The sequence below is a fragment of the Sedimenticola thiotaurini genome, assembly GCF_001007875.1.
Taxonomy (GTDB): Bacteria; Pseudomonadota; Gammaproteobacteria; order Chromatiales; family Chromatiaceae; genus Sedimenticola; species Sedimenticola thiotaurini.
Map to the genome: position 1 here is coordinate 3,785,623 of NZ_CP011412.1, position 15,863 is coordinate 3,801,485.

General features: G+C 61.5%; 12 protein-coding genes. 2 read left to right on the forward strand and 10 right to left on the reverse strand.

Annotated features, from left to right (window positions below):
• Window positions 1-2: 2 nt before the first annotated feature.
• Entirely contained in the window at window positions 3-989 is a 987-nt protein-coding gene (locus AAY24_RS17510; RefSeq protein ID WP_063370474.1) for a substrate-binding domain-containing protein, read from the reverse strand.
• 341 nt (window positions 990-1,330) lie between these two features.
• Here AAY24_RS17510 and AAY24_RS17515 point away from each other — a divergent pair, with 341 nt between their 5' ends.
• A complete protein-coding gene (locus AAY24_RS17515) occupies window positions 1,331-1,825 on the forward strand; it encodes a GNAT family N-acetyltransferase (protein WP_046860758.1) in 495 nt (164 codons plus the stop codon).
• 35 nt (window positions 1,826-1,860) lie between these two features.
• Here AAY24_RS17515 and AAY24_RS17520 read toward each other — a convergent pair whose 3' ends face one another.
• Genes AAY24_RS17520 through AAY24_RS17540 form a run of 5 tightly spaced genes read right to left on the reverse strand, consistent with a single transcriptional unit; the run spans window position 1,861 to window position 7,325 of the window.
• Window positions 1,861-2,862 carry an ABC transporter permease gene (locus AAY24_RS17520; RefSeq protein WP_046860759.1) on the reverse strand — a complete coding sequence of 334 codons (1,002 nt, stop codon included), beginning with the start codon at window positions 2,860-2,862 and terminating at the stop codon, window positions 1,861-1,863.
• Window positions 2,863-2,865: 3 nt separating this feature from the next.
• A complete protein-coding gene (locus AAY24_RS17525; protein ID WP_046860760.1) occupies window positions 2,866-3,753 on the reverse strand; it encodes an ABC transporter ATP-binding protein in 888 nt (295 codons plus the stop codon).
• Window positions 3,754-3,787: 34 nt separating this feature from the next.
• The gene (locus AAY24_RS17530; RefSeq protein WP_046860761.1) at window positions 3,788-6,451 is read right to left on the reverse strand and encodes a calcium-translocating P-type ATPase, PMCA-type; all 2,664 of its coding nucleotides are present in this window, start codon (window positions 6,449-6,451) and stop codon (window positions 3,788-3,790) included.
• A gap of 4 nt (window positions 6,452-6,455) precedes the next feature.
• The gene (locus AAY24_RS17535; RefSeq protein WP_046860762.1) at window positions 6,456-7,031 is read right to left on the reverse strand and encodes a VIT1/CCC1 transporter family protein; all 576 of its coding nucleotides are present in this window, start codon (window positions 7,029-7,031) and stop codon (window positions 6,456-6,458) included.
• Between the two features lie 24 nt (window positions 7,032-7,055).
• Entirely contained in the window at window positions 7,056-7,325 is a 270-nt protein-coding gene (locus AAY24_RS17540; RefSeq protein WP_046860763.1) for a DUF211 domain-containing protein, read from the reverse strand.
• A 380-nt stretch (window positions 7,326-7,705) separates the two neighbouring features.
• Here AAY24_RS17540 and ald point away from each other — a divergent pair, with 380 nt between their 5' ends.
• Window positions 7,706-8,824 carry an alanine dehydrogenase gene (ald, locus tag AAY24_RS17545; RefSeq protein ID WP_046860764.1) on the forward strand — a complete coding sequence of 373 codons (1,119 nt, stop codon included), beginning with the start codon at window positions 7,706-7,708 and terminating at the stop codon, window positions 8,822-8,824.
• Between the two features lie 27 nt (window positions 8,825-8,851).
• Here ald and AAY24_RS17550 read toward each other — a convergent pair whose 3' ends face one another.
• From AAY24_RS17550 to AAY24_RS17565, 4 genes are all read right to left on the reverse strand, one after another.
• Window positions 8,852-9,973, reverse strand: coding sequence for an ABC transporter permease (locus AAY24_RS17550; protein WP_046860765.1), 1,122 nt, complete (start codon window positions 9,971-9,973; stop codon window positions 8,852-8,854).
• A gap of 1 nt (window position 9,974) precedes the next feature.
• Window positions 9,975-12,713 (reverse strand): ribosome-associated ATPase/putative transporter RbbA, encoded by a 2,739-nt coding sequence (gene rbbA / locus AAY24_RS17555; RefSeq protein ID WP_046860766.1) that lies wholly within the window; start codon window positions 12,711-12,713, stop codon window positions 9,975-9,977.
• A 2-nt stretch (window positions 12,714-12,715) separates the two neighbouring features.
• The gene (locus AAY24_RS17560; protein WP_046860767.1) at window positions 12,716-13,705 is read right to left on the reverse strand and encodes an HlyD family secretion protein; all 990 of its coding nucleotides are present in this window, start codon (window positions 13,703-13,705) and stop codon (window positions 12,716-12,718) included.
• A 223-nt stretch (window positions 13,706-13,928) separates the two neighbouring features.
• Window positions 13,929-15,737: a PHA/PHB synthase family protein gene (locus tag AAY24_RS17565; protein ID WP_082117213.1), complete on the reverse strand. Its 1,809-nt coding sequence runs from the start codon at window positions 15,735-15,737 to the stop codon at window positions 13,929-13,931.
• Window positions 15,738-15,863: the final 126 nt, after the last annotated feature.

Genomic DNA, 15,863 nt, shown 5'->3' on the forward strand with positions numbered 1-15,863 from the left:
GTTCAATGATCATCGCGGGTAATCAAAAGGGCGTCGATCAGTGTCTCCTGGGGAAGTTTTTCCCCATTGATGGCACGGATCGCAAATTGAATGCCGAGATAACCCTGTTCAGCGGCCTGCTGGTCGATGGTCGCCTGCAGAATCCCTTCATCAATCGCCTGGCGGGCTTCCTTGATCGCGTCGTAGCCGGCGATCAGGATATCGCTGCGCCCTGCCTCACCCACTGCCTTGATGATGCCGAGTGCCATCATGTCATTGGCCGCGAACACCAGCTGTACATCCGGATAGGTTGCCAGCCACTGTTGCATCAGGTGGTAACCTTCGTCGATCTTCCAGTTGGCGCTCTCACTGGCCACCAGTTCGATGTGGGGGTTTTCGCGAAACGCCTGCATGGCCCCCTGCATCCGCATGTCGGCGTTCTTGGCGGTGCGGATGCCTTCCATCAGGAGTGCCTTGGCGGGACTGGTGATCTGGTCGGCAATGTATTTGGCGCTCCGGTAGGCGGCCAGGCGATTATCCACGCTGATGAAGGGGACATCCTGTAGATCGCTTTTTCGGGAGAAGTCGGGGTCGAGCTGGTTATCGATGTTGATAACGGTGATCCCCATCTCCTGCGCCTTTTTCAACACCGGGATCAGCTCTATGGAGTCGCCCGGCGCAATCACAATGGCATCGACCTGGTCCCGTATCAGGCTCTCAATAATACCGATCTGTTGCAGAATCGAGGTCTCCTGGGCGGCAGTTTTGACCACCAGGTGAATGGCAAACTCCTGTTCCGCTTTCCGGGCACCCTTCTCCATTTCGACAAAGAACGGATTGGTGAGGGTTTTCATCACCAGGGCGATAGTCAATGTCTTCTGTTCGGTGGCCGAGAGCTCATTGTCCCGTTGGTCGGACGTTGAATCGGGACTACAGGCGGTCATCAGGAGTGCCATGATGCCAAACAGCAGCGTCCCCAGGGCACGTCTGTATACCGGACAATCTCTCATGTTGCTCCCTGGTGAGTCGACGCATCACACCTGATGCGATTAAATCCGTACAGCGCTGTTTGGATAATCAGTCCGGCGATCCTACACGACAATGGGGGAATAACCCACATTGACCCGATAGATGGAACGATTTCCCAAGCCGGTGTGGGGCTATACAGGTAACAGGCGGCCCGGACAGTAAAAGCGTGGTTCCTGAATTACCATTATAGATATAATCCCGTTTTCTGCTTCTTAACCTTGGAGAACAATCGGTATGAGCCTTCCATCGGCCAGACTTTTTTATGCTTCGGGTAGCCGTGCTCCGGGGTTACCGTTCGGACCGACAGAGGGGGAGGGTTGCGATGCCTGAACTGCGTGATGCCAGTGCCGATGACTTCGCCGTTATTCTTGAACTGAACGACGCTGAAGTGCAGCAGACCAGTCCCATGGATCTGGAGCGGTTGGAGTTTCTGCACCGTCTCTCCAGCTTCCACCAGGTGGCGCTGGTCGACGGTCGGGTGGCCGGTTTCCTGCTCGCCATGCGTGAGGGCGCCGCCTATCCGAATGACAATTACGACTGGTTCCGTTCCCGCTACCGGCAGTTCATCTACATCGACCGTATCGTGGTGGGGGCTGAATTCGCCGGCCAGCGGGTTGGCAGCACACTGTATCAGGCGCTGTTCGCCCGGGCCCGGACCGAGGGCATCTCCATGATCACCTGTGAGTATAACCTGGAACCCCCCAATCCCGCGTCGGCTGCCTTCCACGCCCGGTTCGGTTTCACGGAAGTGGGTCGGCAGCAGGTGGCGGGCGGGAGCAAGCTGGTCTCCCTGCAACGGCTGGAGCTGGCAGGGTAGGGAGAAACATCCCCACAGCCAGGCCCGGCGCGGGACTACTCCCAGCGGAAACTGCGTGCGCCGATAGCCATGAACAGGGCGCTCATGGTTAACAGGATCAGCAGGTGGGGGTAGATCTCCGCCAGCCCGGCGCCATCGATCATGATGGCCCGGGCCGCGTCGATCATGTGGGTCAGGGGAAAGATCTGGGCAGCCTGCTGAATAATCGCCGGTGAGCCCTCCAGGGAGAACCAGACCCCGGACAGCATCATCATGGGCCAGCTGATCATGTTCAGCAGGCCGTTGGCGGTCTCCTCGTTGGAGAGGCGGGCCGCCACCGTCAGGCTCAGGCAGATCATGCTGAAGGTGCCGAGCACCAGCACCAGCAGCAGGTCGAGATAGGAGCCGTACATGCGAAAACCCACCAGCAGATTGGTGCCTACATAGACCAGGCTGGTGACGCCGACGATCAGCCAGAGCCGCGACATCACCTGGGCAGCGAGAAACTCCAGTGCGGTCAGCGGTGTCGCCTTGAGCCGTTTCAACACCCCGTTCTTGCGATAGCGCACGATCACATAGCCGACCCCGAACAGGGAGCTGAACATGACATTCATGCCCAGCACGCCGGGGATCAGCCAGTCCACGTAACGGATCGGCTCCCCACTCACCGTCTGTTTGGTAAACCGGTTTGCAGCGCCGTTCAACAGCTGTTCCAGCAGGTAGCCGTTGGCCGACTGGTCATTGATCCAGTAACGACCGCTGCTGTCCAGCAGCATGTCCAGCTGGTGACGTTCCACCTTGGTAATGGCGGCGGGGATATCGGTCACCGGGATGAACCGGATATGTTTCAGCGCCAGGAACCGATCCATGCCGGGGGCCTGCGCCTGTTGCTGGTATAGCCCGACCTTGAACAGGGTCTCGCCGCCGGTGGTGAAGGCGAAGGCGAAACCGAACACGATCAGTACCGGCAGCACAATGTTCCAGGTGAGGGCGCTGCGATCACGGATAAACTCCAGGTTACGGGCGGAAAATACAGCCAGAAAGCGGCGTAATCCCATGCTTCAGCTCCTCAGTGCGCGGCCGGTCAGTTCGAGAAACAGATCCTCCAGGGTGCGGGAGCGGATCTGCAGGTGGGTCAGGGGTACCTGTTGGGCCATCAGCTGCCTGATGGTCAGGTTGATATCGTCACTCAGGATCTCCACCTGCCCGTTGGCGCGGCGCAGATTCAGCTGCGGATCCAGGTCGAGTGACGCCGGGACATCCTGGGCCGGCAGGCAGATCACCGAGTGGTCAAAGTGCTTCTTCAGCAACGCCCGGGGGGAACCCTGGGCGATGATCCGGCCGTGGTCCATGATGGCGATCTCGTCGCACAGCTCGTAGGCCTCCTCCATGTAGTGGGTGGTGAGCACCAGGGTTTTCTGCTCCTGCTTGATATCATTCACCAGCTGCCAGAAGTTGCGCCGTGCCTGGGGATCCAGACCGGTGGTGGGTTCGTCCAGGAATACGATCTGGGGGTCATTCACCAGGGCGATGGCCAGCAGCAGACGCTGGCGCTGGCCACCGGAGAGACGCCGCACATCCCGGTCGAGAAACTCCGCCAGTGCACAGCGTTCGATCAGTTCATCCAGTGGACGGGTGTGGGTGTAGAGACGGCTGAACAGCTCCAGGGTTTCGCCGACCCGGATAAACTCCTGCAGCGAGGTCTCCTGGAACATGATGCCCGCTTCCTGCCGGAAGGTGGCACCGGTCGGCTCGCCCTTGTAGCGGATGCTGCCACTGGTGGGTTGGATGATCCCCTCCAGCATCTCCACCGTGGTGGTCTTGCCGGCCCCGTTGGGACCCAGCAGGCCGAAGCAGCTGCCGCGCTGGATGGCGAAGCTGACCCCGTTCACCGCCTGGACTTGGTGGAAATGCTTTACCAGGTTATCGACTTCAAGCAGCTTGTTCATGGGATGTCTCGGCACTCGGGACGGCTATTGTATGCTATCCGGATCTGGTCTGAAGCGGCTTTTGGCTGTCGCGATAGATCACGTCCCGGCGTATCAGCAGTTTCTCGCACTCCACCGCCAGCAGGGTCAGGGAGGCGATGGCGAAACAGATCAGCAGATCCGCCAGCGGCAGGGGGGCGGTATTGAACAGGGCATTCAGGGACGGGAGATAGATCACCGCCAGTTGCAGCACCACTGTCAGCATCACTGCCCCCAGCATGGCCGGATTGCTGAACAGCCCCTGGCTGAAGATTGACCGCTGGTCACTGCGTACCGCCATGGCGTGGAACAGCTGGGAAAAGGTCAGCACCGTCAGCACAATAGTCTGCCAGTTGGGGTCATCCTGTCCGATCGCCCAGGCCATGGAACCGATGGAGGTGGCACCGATGAACAGTCCCACCCAGAGGATATGCTGCCACATGCCGTGGGCGAAAATGCTCTCCTCCGGCGGTCGGGGTGGACGCTGCATGCTGCCCGGCTCCTCCGGCTCCAGGGTAAAGGCCAGGCCCGGCAGTCCGTCGGTCACCAGGTTGATCCAGAGAATATGGATCGGCAGCAGCGGCACCGGCAGGCCCAGGAAGGGGGCGAGAAACAGGGTCCAGATCTCGCCCGAGTTGGAGGTCATGGTGTATTTGATGAACTTGCGGATGTTGTCAAAGATGCGCCGCCCTTCCCGGACCGCTTTGACAATGGTGGCGAAGTTGTCATCCAGCAGCACCATGTCGGCGGCCTGGCGCGCCACATCGGTGCCGTTGTCGCCCATGGCCACACCGATGCCGGCCTGTTTCAGTGCCGGGGCGTCGTTGACCCCGTCACCGGTCATGGCGACAAACTCACCCTGTTGCTGCAACGCCTGCACGATGCGGATCTTCTGCTCCGGGGAGACCCGGGCATAGACCCTCACCTCCCTGACCTGCTGCTGGAATTCATCCTCTGACAGTTGATCGAGCTGCTGACCGGTCAGCACCCGGGCCTGCTCCTGCACAATACCCAGTCTGACCGCGATCGCTTTTGCCGTACCGGGGTGATCACCGGTAATCATCACCGGGGTGATCCCGGCCCGGCGACATTCGTCCACGGCAGCCCTGGCTTCGGCACGGGGCGGGTCGATCAGGGCGACCAGTCCCAGCAGGGTCAGGTGCTGATCCGCATCGTCCAGACTCTCCTCCGGTTCGGTGAAACGGCGTTGTGCCACGGCGATAACCCGGTATCCCTGGTTGGCCAGGGCCTCCGCCTGATCCAGCCAATCCCGGTTATGCAGTGCTTCAGGCCCCTCTGCCCCCCACTGGTGATGACAGCGGGCCACCACCACCTCGGGGGCCCCTTTCACATAGGCGATGCTCCCGGTTCCGTCGGGGTGCAGGGTCAGCATCAGCTTGCGTTTACTGTCGAACGGGATTTCTCCCCGTCGCGGCGCCTGCTGTTCCAGCGTCTGCTTCTGGAATCCGGCCGCTTCAGCCGCCTGGTACAGGGCCAGTTCGGTGGGCTCGCCCTGCGCTTGCTGCTGCTGTCGGGTGACGTCATTACAGAGTGCCAGCGCCTTGCCCATCTGGTGTGCGGCGGGTAGCGCCAGCGCCTCGGTCAGGGTGGAAAAGGGGCTGCCGGCAATCACAAAACGCTCCGCTGTCATGCGGTTTTGTGTCAGGGTGCCGGTCTTGTCGGAGCAGATGTAGGTCACTGAGCCGAGGGTTTCCACCGCCGGCAGGTTGCGCACCAGGCTGTTGTGCCGGCTCAGCCGCCGTGCCCCCATGGCCAGAGAGATGGTGATCACCGCCGGCAATGCCTCCGGGATGGCCGCCACCGCCAGGCTGATGGCGGTCAGCAGCATCAGCATCACCGGTTCTCCCTTGAACAGCCCGGTAATAAAAATCAGTGCACAGATCGCCAGGATGGCCAGGGCCAGGCGTCGGCCGAAACGGGCCATGCGGATCTGCAGAGGCGTCTGTACCGGTTTCTGCTCGCTCAGCAGCCTGGCGATCTGGCCGATCTCGCTCTGCATGCCGATGGCGGTCACCACCCCTTCGCCCCGTCCCCGGGTGATGTGGCTGCCGCGAAACACCATGTTGTGCCGGTCCCCGGGTGGCAGGTTGGGGGTGGTGATCACGTCGCTATGCTTCTGGGCGGCCTGGGACTCACCGGTCAGCATGGATTCGTCGCTCTCCAGCCCCGCCGCTTGCAACAGGCGCATGTCTGCCGCCACCAGGTTACCCGCCTCCAGCGAAACGATATCACCGGGTACCAGGTCGGGTGCCGGGACCGACTGCCGCTCTCCGTTTCGGCGTACCGACACCTGGGGGATATCCATGGCCCGCAGGGCGGCTACCGCCTGCTCGGCACGATACTCCTGCACGGCACCGATCAGGCCATTGAGTGTCAGGATCACCAGTATGGCAATGCTGTCCTCCACTTCACCGATAATGCCGGAGACGATCGCGGCGGCGATCAGCACCAGGATCATGAAATCGGTAAACTGGTGCAGCAGCAGGAAAATCGGCGATTTGCGTTTTCCTTCACTGAGCAGGTTGGCGCCGTACTCTGTCCGCCGCTCCGCCACCTGCTGATCGGTGAGCCCCTGTTGCCGGTCAGAACCGAGGCGTGCCACAACCGCCTCCGCTGTCTCCTGGTAGCAGGCAGCGGCGCGATGTTGTGGTGTGTTCATATGATTATCCGACCAGCAGTATCAGGGCAACGGTGGCCAGGGCGATGGTGCTGGTCTTGAGACCGCTCAACAGCCAGTGGGTACCGCCGATATTGCCCAGGAATGCACCGAGGCCGAAGATACAGGCGAATGCACAGAGGATGGAGGCGAGCAGGGGATCCATAGCCAGATCGATGCCGCCGCGGGCCAAACCCAGGGGCAGAATGATGAGCAGGGACATCAGCAAGGGGGCCGCGCCATTGACCAGGGCGATGATCAGTGGCATGCCCCGCGCCGCGCTGGCGTGGGCGCTGTCGGACAGGTCATGGACCATGGCCTGTTCCAGATCCGCCAGTGCCTTGCGGCGTTCTGCGCTCTCACTCAGGTAGGCGCTGGAGAGGCCGCTGATACCGAGAGCGATGGCGGCACCCAGGCAGGCGCTGATGACCAGACTGAGTACCGCATCGCCACTCAGATAGAAGCCGGTTATCAGCCCCAGCATGGTGAGGGCGCCATCGAAACCGTTGACCACGAAGTAGCGGCGAATAATCCCCTGGGACTTGGTCAGGTGCAGCCAGAGTGTCAGTTTGTCGAAAAACATCGTGGGTTCAATTCCCTATTGGCCTCAATCGCGGTCCGCTGCGTTGTGTTCCACCTCCACCACATCGATACTGTGGATCGAGGCGCCCATCTCGGCGATGGCGGCCTGGATCTGCTCATAATCGATGCTGTCGCCTTTGATCTCCACCTGCAGGGTTTCGGTGCGGGCGTCGATCTCGGCCACCGTTAAGCGGACCTGGCAGTTCCCGGTGCGGGCCAGCGCCTTGCTGAAGTCGATCACGTCCGGGTGGTGAGGTTTAAGGATATCCAGCAGCAGGCGCTTGATATGCGTCATGTGATTGTCCCCTGGGGTTGTTGGTGATTCTGTCCGGTAACTGGCCGTGGGAGATCCCTGAATGGCAGGTGGCTCCTGATAAAAACCTGTGTCCATTGTACGCTATTTGTATCGGGTTAGGGATGATCCGCCGGATGTCTCAGCCGCTACTAATGGTGCATATGGATGACTGGCTGAACAGTCGGCTGGCTGAGTGATCCGGTCACACTGCCGGTCTTGCCCGGTCAATCCGCAGCCCGGATACGCCGGCAGGAACATCGCGCTTATGGGAGGTCGATTGGGGGTCGGCGGTGTGGCGGAGGCCAATTCGGTTATATTTCAACCTGAGGGATGGTATTTTTTAATCCATCCCAGCAGGGCCAGATAACCGGGAGAGCAGCATGCTGATTGGCGTACCGAAAGAGATTAAAAACAATGAATACCGGGTGGGACTGACCCCGGCCAGTGCCGGCGAACTGATCCGCCATGGCCACCAGGTGATGGTGGAGAGCCAGGCGGGGGCGGGCATCGGCATGGATGATGCCGCCTACCGGATGGTCGGTGCGGAGATCCTGGACGATCCCCGGCAGATCTTCGAGCGGGCCGAGCTGGTGATCAAGGTGAAAGAGCCGCAACCGGCGGAGTGCCGCCAGCTGCGGGAGGGGCAGTTGCTGTTCACTTACCTGCACCTGGCCCCCGATCCGCAGCAGACCGAACTGCTGGTCAGCTCCGGGGTGACCGCCATTGCCTACGAGACAGTCACTAACCGGCGCGGCGGGCTGCCGCTGCTGGAGCCGATGTCGGAGGTGGCGGGGCGTATGTCGATCCAGGCAGGTGCCATGTGCCTGGAGAAATCCCACGGTGGTGCCGGGCTGCTGCTGGGGGGCGTGACCGGAGTGGCATCGGCCAACGTGGTGGTGATCGGCGGTGGCGTGGTGGGTACCAATGCCATCCGCATGGCGATGGGCCTGGAGGCCCGGGTGACGGTGCTGGATCGCTCCCTGGAGCGTCTGGCGGAACTGGATATGCAGTTCGGCGGCCGGCTCAATACCATCTACCCAACCCGGGAGGCGCTGGAGGCGTACGTGCTGGATGCCGACCTGGTGATCGGTGCGGTACTGGTGCCGGGGGCGGCGACGCCCAAGCTGGTGACCCGTGACATGCTGGGGCGTATGCGACCCGGCTCGGTGCTGGTGGATGTGGCGATTGACCAGGGCGGCTGTTTTGAGACCTCCCGTCCCACCACCCATGCGGACCCGACCTACATCGTGGATAATGTTGTGCACTACTGCGTGGCCAATATGCCCGGTGCGGTGGCCCGCACCTCCACCTTTGCGTTGAATAACGCCACCCTGCCTTTTGCACTGGCCCTGGCGGACAAGGGCTTTCCCCAGGCGCTGGCGGATAATCCCGGTCTGCTGGACGGGCTCAACGTGCACCGGGGTCGCATCACCCATGAGGCGGTGGCTACGTCGCTCGGTTACGACTACCTGCCGGCCCGGGAGGCGCTGGCGCTCTGAGTGGTGGAGCAACCGGGGGACAAGGGGTCAGCCGAGGGTGACCGATTTACGGAACCGGGACAGGGCCACCAGAAAAAACACCACCCCCATCGCCAGCAGGGCAAAGAACTGGGGCCAGACCGCTGTCCAGCCGGCTCCCCGGTAGAGAATCGCCTGGGCGAACTGAACGAAGTGGGTGGTGGGTGCCAGCTGCATAATATCCTGTACCAGGACGGGCATGCTCTCCCGGGGTGTAATACCCCCTGACAACAACTCCAGGGGCAGGAGGATCAGGATCATCAGCAGTCCCAACTGCGGCATGGAGCGGGCCACTGTGCCGAGGAATATGCCCAGTGAGGTGGTGGCGAACAGATGTACCGAGACGCCAAACAGGAACAGCGCGATGGAGCCCTGGATCGGCACCTGGAGCAGACCCTGGATCACCAGCAGCAGAGAGAGGGCGGTGGCAGACAGGATGATCGCGCCATTGGCCCAGATCTTGGCACAGACAATCTGCAGTGGCGTGATCGGCATCACCAGCAGATGCTCCAGGGTGCCGTGTTCCCGTTCCCGGATCACCGCAGCGCCGGTCAGGATGATCGAGATCATGGTGATCACATTCATCAGCTCCATGACACTGCCGAACCAGGCGCTGGTCAGGTTTGGATTGAACTTGATATGGGTGGTGAGGGCGATGGGGTACTGGTACTCGGCCCGGTAACCCTGGAGCGCTTCGCTGATCTCGCCGCTGATGATGTACTGGATATAGTTGTCACCGATAAAGGCCTGGCCCATACGGGTAGCGTCGATATTGACCTGGATATCGGGTTGCTTACCGGCCAGCAGATCGCGCTGGAAGCGATGTGGTATGTAGATGACAAAGGTGTATTTTCCGTTGTCCATCATCCGGTCCACATCCTGCGTTGAGATCAGGTCCGGGGTCTTGAAGTAGGGGCCGTAGAAGGCCTGGATGATGCGCTTTGAGATGATCGACTGATCCTCATCCACCACCGCGATAGGGGCGTTGTGCAGCTCCATGGAGGTGCTGGATGAGACGCTGTAGATCATACCGCTGAAGGCGAACAGGACAAAAATCAGCAGCACCTTGTCATGCAACAGGCTGCGCAGCTCCTTGATGCCCAGTTGAAAAATATTGCCGCCGAAACCCATCTTACCGGTCCTGTTTGCGCAGAAAGAGCACACTGGCGATGGTCAGTACCGGAATAAAGGCGGCCAGTGGCAGAAAATGTTGTGACAGGCTGGGAAAACCGAGCGCCTTGGTGAAGGCGCCGCGACTCGCCTCCAGGAAGTAGGTGGTCGGGAACAGCCGGCCGATGATCGCCCCCGCACCCTCCATGGAGCTGACCGGGTGGGTCAGTCCGCAGAAGTTGATGGCAATCATCAGGGTCAGCACCGAGGTGCCGGCCAGTGCCGCGACCTGGGTCCGGGTGAACGCAGACATCAGCAGCCCGAGACCGGTGGTGGCGGTCACATACAGCAGTGCCGCCAGGCTGAGGGCTGTCAGGCTCCCTTTCAGGGGTACCCCCAGCACGAATACTGCCAGAGCGACCAGGCCGATAAAGCTGATCATGCTGCCCAGGATGTAGGGTAGCTGCTTGCCGATCAGAAACTCCAGCCGGGTCACTGGCGTCACGTAGAGGTTGGTGATCGAGCCCAGCTCTTTTTCACGTACCACACCCAGGGCCATCAGGATGGCCGGGATGAACACCAGCAACAGGGGGATCACCGCCGGCACCATGGCATCCAGGCTTTTGAAATCCTGGTTGTATCGATAGCGGGATTTGATATCCACCGGTACCACGGTGGGGATGATGCCGTAGGTGCGCAGTGACAGGTCGGTCAGGTAGGCCAGGTGGGTGCCCTGTATGTAGCCGTAGATGGTTTCCGCCCGAAACGGCATGGCACCATCGATCCATACCGCCACCTCCGGTTGTCGGCTGCGCTTCAACTGCCGTCCGAAGCCCGGCGGAATCTCGATGGCCAGGCTCAATTCACCCCGGGCCATGCGCTGCTCCAGCTCTTCGGTACTGTGGATATCCGGGCGCTGGATGAAGTAGCGGGAGCCGGCAATGTTCTGAATGTAGTCCCGGCTCTGCGGGGTCTGGTCCCGGTCCAGCACGGCGAAGCGCAGATCCTCCACATCCAGGGTGATACCGTAGCCGAGGATGAACATCAGGATCACCGAGCCGAGCAGGGCGAAGGTGAGCCGGATCGGGTCACGCAGCAGCTCCAGGGTTTCCCGGTAGGCATAGGCGAACAGGCGTTGCAGACTGAACCGGCTGGGTGGTTGCTGCGACCGCCGCTCCTCCGATGGCGCTGTGGTCGCCGGCGCGGTGCTCTCCGTCAGCGGTGTTGCGGTGGCCTCCTCCAGGTAGCCGATGAATGCCTGCTCCAGGTTGTCCACACCCCGTGCCCGGCAGAGTCCTTCCGGGGTGTCGCTGGCCAGCACCCGGCCGGCATGCATCAGGGAGATGCGGTCGCAACGGGTCGCCTCATCCATAAAATGGGTGGAGATGAAAATGGTCACCGATTCCTTGCGGGACAACTCCACCAGCAGTTGCCAGAAATTGTCCCGGGCCACCGGGTCAACACCGGATGTGGGTTCGTCCAGGATCAGCATCTCCGGGCTGTGCACCACCGCAACCGCCAGTGACAGACGCTGGCGGATACCCAGTGGCAGGTCGCCCGGCAGGTTGTGGCGGTAGTGCTCCAGCTTGAAGCGTTGGGTCAGTTCATCGACGCGTGCCCCGATATCCTTTTCCGGCAGATGGAACAGTCGGGCGTGCAACTCCAGGTTCTGCTGTACAGTCAGCTCGTTGTAGAGAGAGAACGCCTGGGACATGTAGCCGACCCGGTTACGGGTCGCCATGTCGTGGGTGTCCACCTTGTGGCCGAACAGCTTGCCTTCGCCTTCGCTGGGGGGCAGCAGGCCGGTGAGCATCTTCATGGTGGTGGTCTTGCCGCAGCCGTTGGAGCCGAGGAAGCCGAAAATCTCGCCCCGTTCGATCTCCAGGCTGACATGATCCACGGCGGTGAAATCACCAAACCGCTTGGTCAGGCCGCTGGCGCTGATGGCCGGTTCGCCAGCAACCGCTTGCCGGGGTGGCACCACCAGGCGTTGATGATGATGCCGCTTCTGCTCCGGCAGCAGGGCGATAAAGACATCGTTCAGGGTCTCCTGTCCGGTGCGCTGTTTCAACTCCATCGGTGCACCGCTGCCGAGTACCTGACCCTCATCCATGGCTACCAGCCAGTCAAACTGCTCCGCCTCCTCCATGTAGGCAGTAGCCACCAGCACGCTCATGTTGCGCTGACGTTGGCGAATCCGGTCGATCAGTTCCCAGAACTGACGCCGGGAGAGGGGGTCGACGCCGGTGGTGGGTTCGTCCAGGATCAGCAGCTCGGGATCATGGATCAGGGCGCAACAGAGACCCAGTTTCTGTTTCATGCCACCGGACAGCTTGGCCGCCGGGCGATCGGCAAAAGGGGTCAGTCCGGTGCTCTGCAGCAGGTCGTGAATACGCTGGCGCCGCTCCTGGCGGTCCTGTCCGAACAGCCGGCCGAAGAAGTCCACATTCTCATACACCGACAGGGTGGGGTAGAGGTTCTTGCCAAGACCCTGGGGCATATAGGCGATGCGGGGGGAAACGACGGCACGGAAATGGCTGTCGCTCATCTCTCCGTCCAGCACCTTCAACTGGCCCTGCTGTAGCGAGCGGGCCCCGGCGATCAGCGCCAGCAGGGTCGACTTGCCGACCCCGTCCGGGCCGATCAGGCCCACCATCTGACCGGCGGGCAGGGTCAGGTCGATCTGACTCAATACCTGGTTGCTACCGTAGCGGTGGGTCAACCCGGAGATGCTGACAACGTTGGCGGACTGAACGGTCATGTTCAGGGCAGCCTGACCTGCAGTTCAGCTGGCCACTCGGCGTCTGACTTCAGCAGCACGTAGGCCATGCCCGGCAGGCCGGTTTTCACCTTCTCCACATGCTGCTTCAACAGCTTGGAATCGATTTTCACCTTGACCCGGAACATCAGCTTCTCCCGTTCTGAACGGGTCTCCACCGCTTTGGGCGTGAACTGTGCCCGGGGCGCCACAAAAGAGATCCTGGCCGGGATAGTGTACTGGGGGATGGCATCCAGAATAATGCGCGCTTCCGATCCCACGTCCAGGTTGCCCACCTCGGCGGTGGGCAGGAAGATGGTCATGTAGACATCGGTCAGATCCAGCACCGACAACACCTTGCCCCCCGCCGCCAGCACTTCGCCCGGTTCGGCCAGTCGGTAGAGCACCCGGCCACTGATCGGGGTGGTCAGTTGACTGTCGGCGATATTGCCCTGCAGCCGTTCAATCCGCGCCTCCGCCGCCTCGATACCCGCTTCCGCCTGTACCACCTGGATCTTGGCTGCCTTCAGGGCGGCCTGGGCGGAACGCAGAGCCGTGCGCTGCTGGTCCACCGTCTCCTGTGAGACATGGCCCTGGTCAATCAGCTTCAGTGAACGGTTCAGTTCAGCCTGGGCGAAGCTGAGTTCCGACTCCCGCTGCAACACGATGGCCGCGGCGTATTCCCGTGATTCCCGTGCTTCGCGCAAGCCCGCCTCGGCTTCACGCAGTTGCGCCTGCAGGTCGACCGTGTCCATGGTGGCCAGCACCTGGCCCGCTTCCACCATGTCACCCTCCTGTACCAGTACGGTCTCGACCCGGCCGGCATACTTGGTGGCGATATCGTACTCGGTCGCTTCGATGCGGCCATTGCCGGATGCGACGTTGTCCGGCAGTTGGGAGGCGTACTTGGTGGTCCAGAGATACCAGCCCGCCCCGCCGGCCAGGGCAACGACGATGAGTATGATAAGGATCTTGTTTAAGGCTGTGTCTCGCATGGCGGGAAGCTCCGGACCTGATTCGAACAGATTGGAAGATGTGTCCTGATGTTTGCTGGTTGCGTAACCGGGAGAGTCGGTTGTTTGTCTCTTTCGGATACAGTGATTATACCGTTGTGGGCCGGTCAATCAGTTGATCCAGCGCACCCTTAGCGTGCTATCGCCCATGGCGCAGGGTGGGCATCTCGTCCGTGCCCACCCTGCCATGAGGCAATTCTACTCCCTACCGGATGTGTACATATTCGCCCGGGGCGTCGCACAGGGCCGGATAGTGGGCGTTGCCCATGGCGGGAGGTGCGGTCATATCCGATGAATAACCGGCCAGCCAGTTCTGCCAGGCGGGCCACCAGGAGCCCTCGCTGACCGGCGTGGTCTGCTGCCAGATATCGGGGTTGATGTAGCACTCGCGCTCCCGGTGGGTCCGCATCTGGTAGCGCCTGCGGGGGTGACCCGGTTCGCTGACGATGCCCGCGTTGTGTCCGCCGCTGGTGAGCAGGAAAGTGATCTCGTCGGTATCCGCCAACAGGTGGATCTTGTAGACCGATTTCCAGGGAGCGACGTGATCCTTCAGTGTGCTGACCACAAACATCGGCGCACGGATGTCATTGATCACCACCGGGTGACCCTCCACCTGGTAGCGACCGCTGGCCAGGTCGTTGTTCAGGAACAACTGGCGCAGGTACTCCGAGTGCATCCGGTAGGGCATGCGGGTCAGGTCGGCGTTCCAGGCCATCAGGCTGTTCATGGGCTGGCGTTCCCCCAGCAGGTAGGCGTGAATCATGTGCGACCAGATCAGGTCGTTGGAGCGCAGGATCTGGAAGGCCCCCGCCATCTGGTAGCCATCCAGGTAGCCCTGTTTCCACATCATGCTCTCCAGGTAGTCCACCTCACTCTCGCCGATGAACAGCAGCAGTTCACCCGCTTCGGAGAAGTCCACCTGGGTGGCCAGGGTGGTCAGGGAGGCGAGACGCCCATCCCCATCCCGGGCCATGGCGGCCGCCGCGATGGACAACAGGGTGCCGCCGAGACAGTAGCCTACCGCATGTATTTTCTGTCCCGGTACAATGCTGGAGATAGCGTCCAGCGCCGCCATCGGTCCCAGTTTGCGGTAATCTTCCATGCCCAGATCCCGGTCTTCCGAGTCCGGATTGCGCCAGGAGATCATGAACACCGTATGGCCCTGGTCCACCAGGTACCGGACCAGGGAGTTGTGCGGTTCCAGGTCCAGTATGTAGTACTTCATGATCCAGGCCGGCATGATCAGCACCGGCTCGGCATACACCTGTTCGGTGGTGGGGCTGTACTGAATCAGCTCGATCAGGCGGTTGCGGTAGACCACTTTGCCGGGAGTGATGGCGATATTCCCGCCTGGCTGGTAGGCCTCGGTGCCAACCGGTGGCAGGCCGGTGGCCATCCGTTGCAGATCTTCCTGCAGATTCTGCCAGCCCCTGACCAGGTTCATACCGCCGCTGGCCAGGGTCGCCTGGCTGATCTCGGGGTTGAGCCAGGGGATGTTGGAGGGGGAGCAGTGATCCAGCAGCTGGCGGGTGATGAATGAGACCACCCGCTCACTGCCGGGTGACAGGCCATCAATGCCGGTGGTGGCGTTGTGCCACCACTGCTGGTTGAGCAGGAAATACTGGTAGTAGAGGTTGTAGGGCCAGCTTTGCCAGGCGCTGTCGGTGAAGCGCCGGTCCTGGGGCAGTGGTTCGATGGTGGGGGGCGTATCGGGATCGATCGCCGCCTGGGTGGCGTAACGGACAAACCGGGTCAGTTTTCGCAGGCCCTTGTCGGTCAGCTCCAGCTGTTTACCCGGTGACAGGGCCAGATGGGCCAGCCAGTCGAAATAGACCCGGGCCAGGCCGGCCGGGGTGATGCCCGCGGTCATACGGGCCAGGTTGCCTTTGAACGCCTTGTCCAGGGTCACCGCCAATTCATGGATAGTGGCCGGGTCGATGGCGGGTTGATCCCGGTCAGGCGCCGCTTGGGCTGCGCTGGCCAGGGGGGTGGGAGTGTCGGGCTCTGTTGTCATGACGGTTTCCTTATTGATCCGTGGCCGACCACAGGCAAGCAGGTTGCCGGGCCGGGACAGAAAACAGATTTGAATAGATCGGGTGTTGATCCGGTGCTGCGTGATTACCCGGGTGTGGCGGACGCA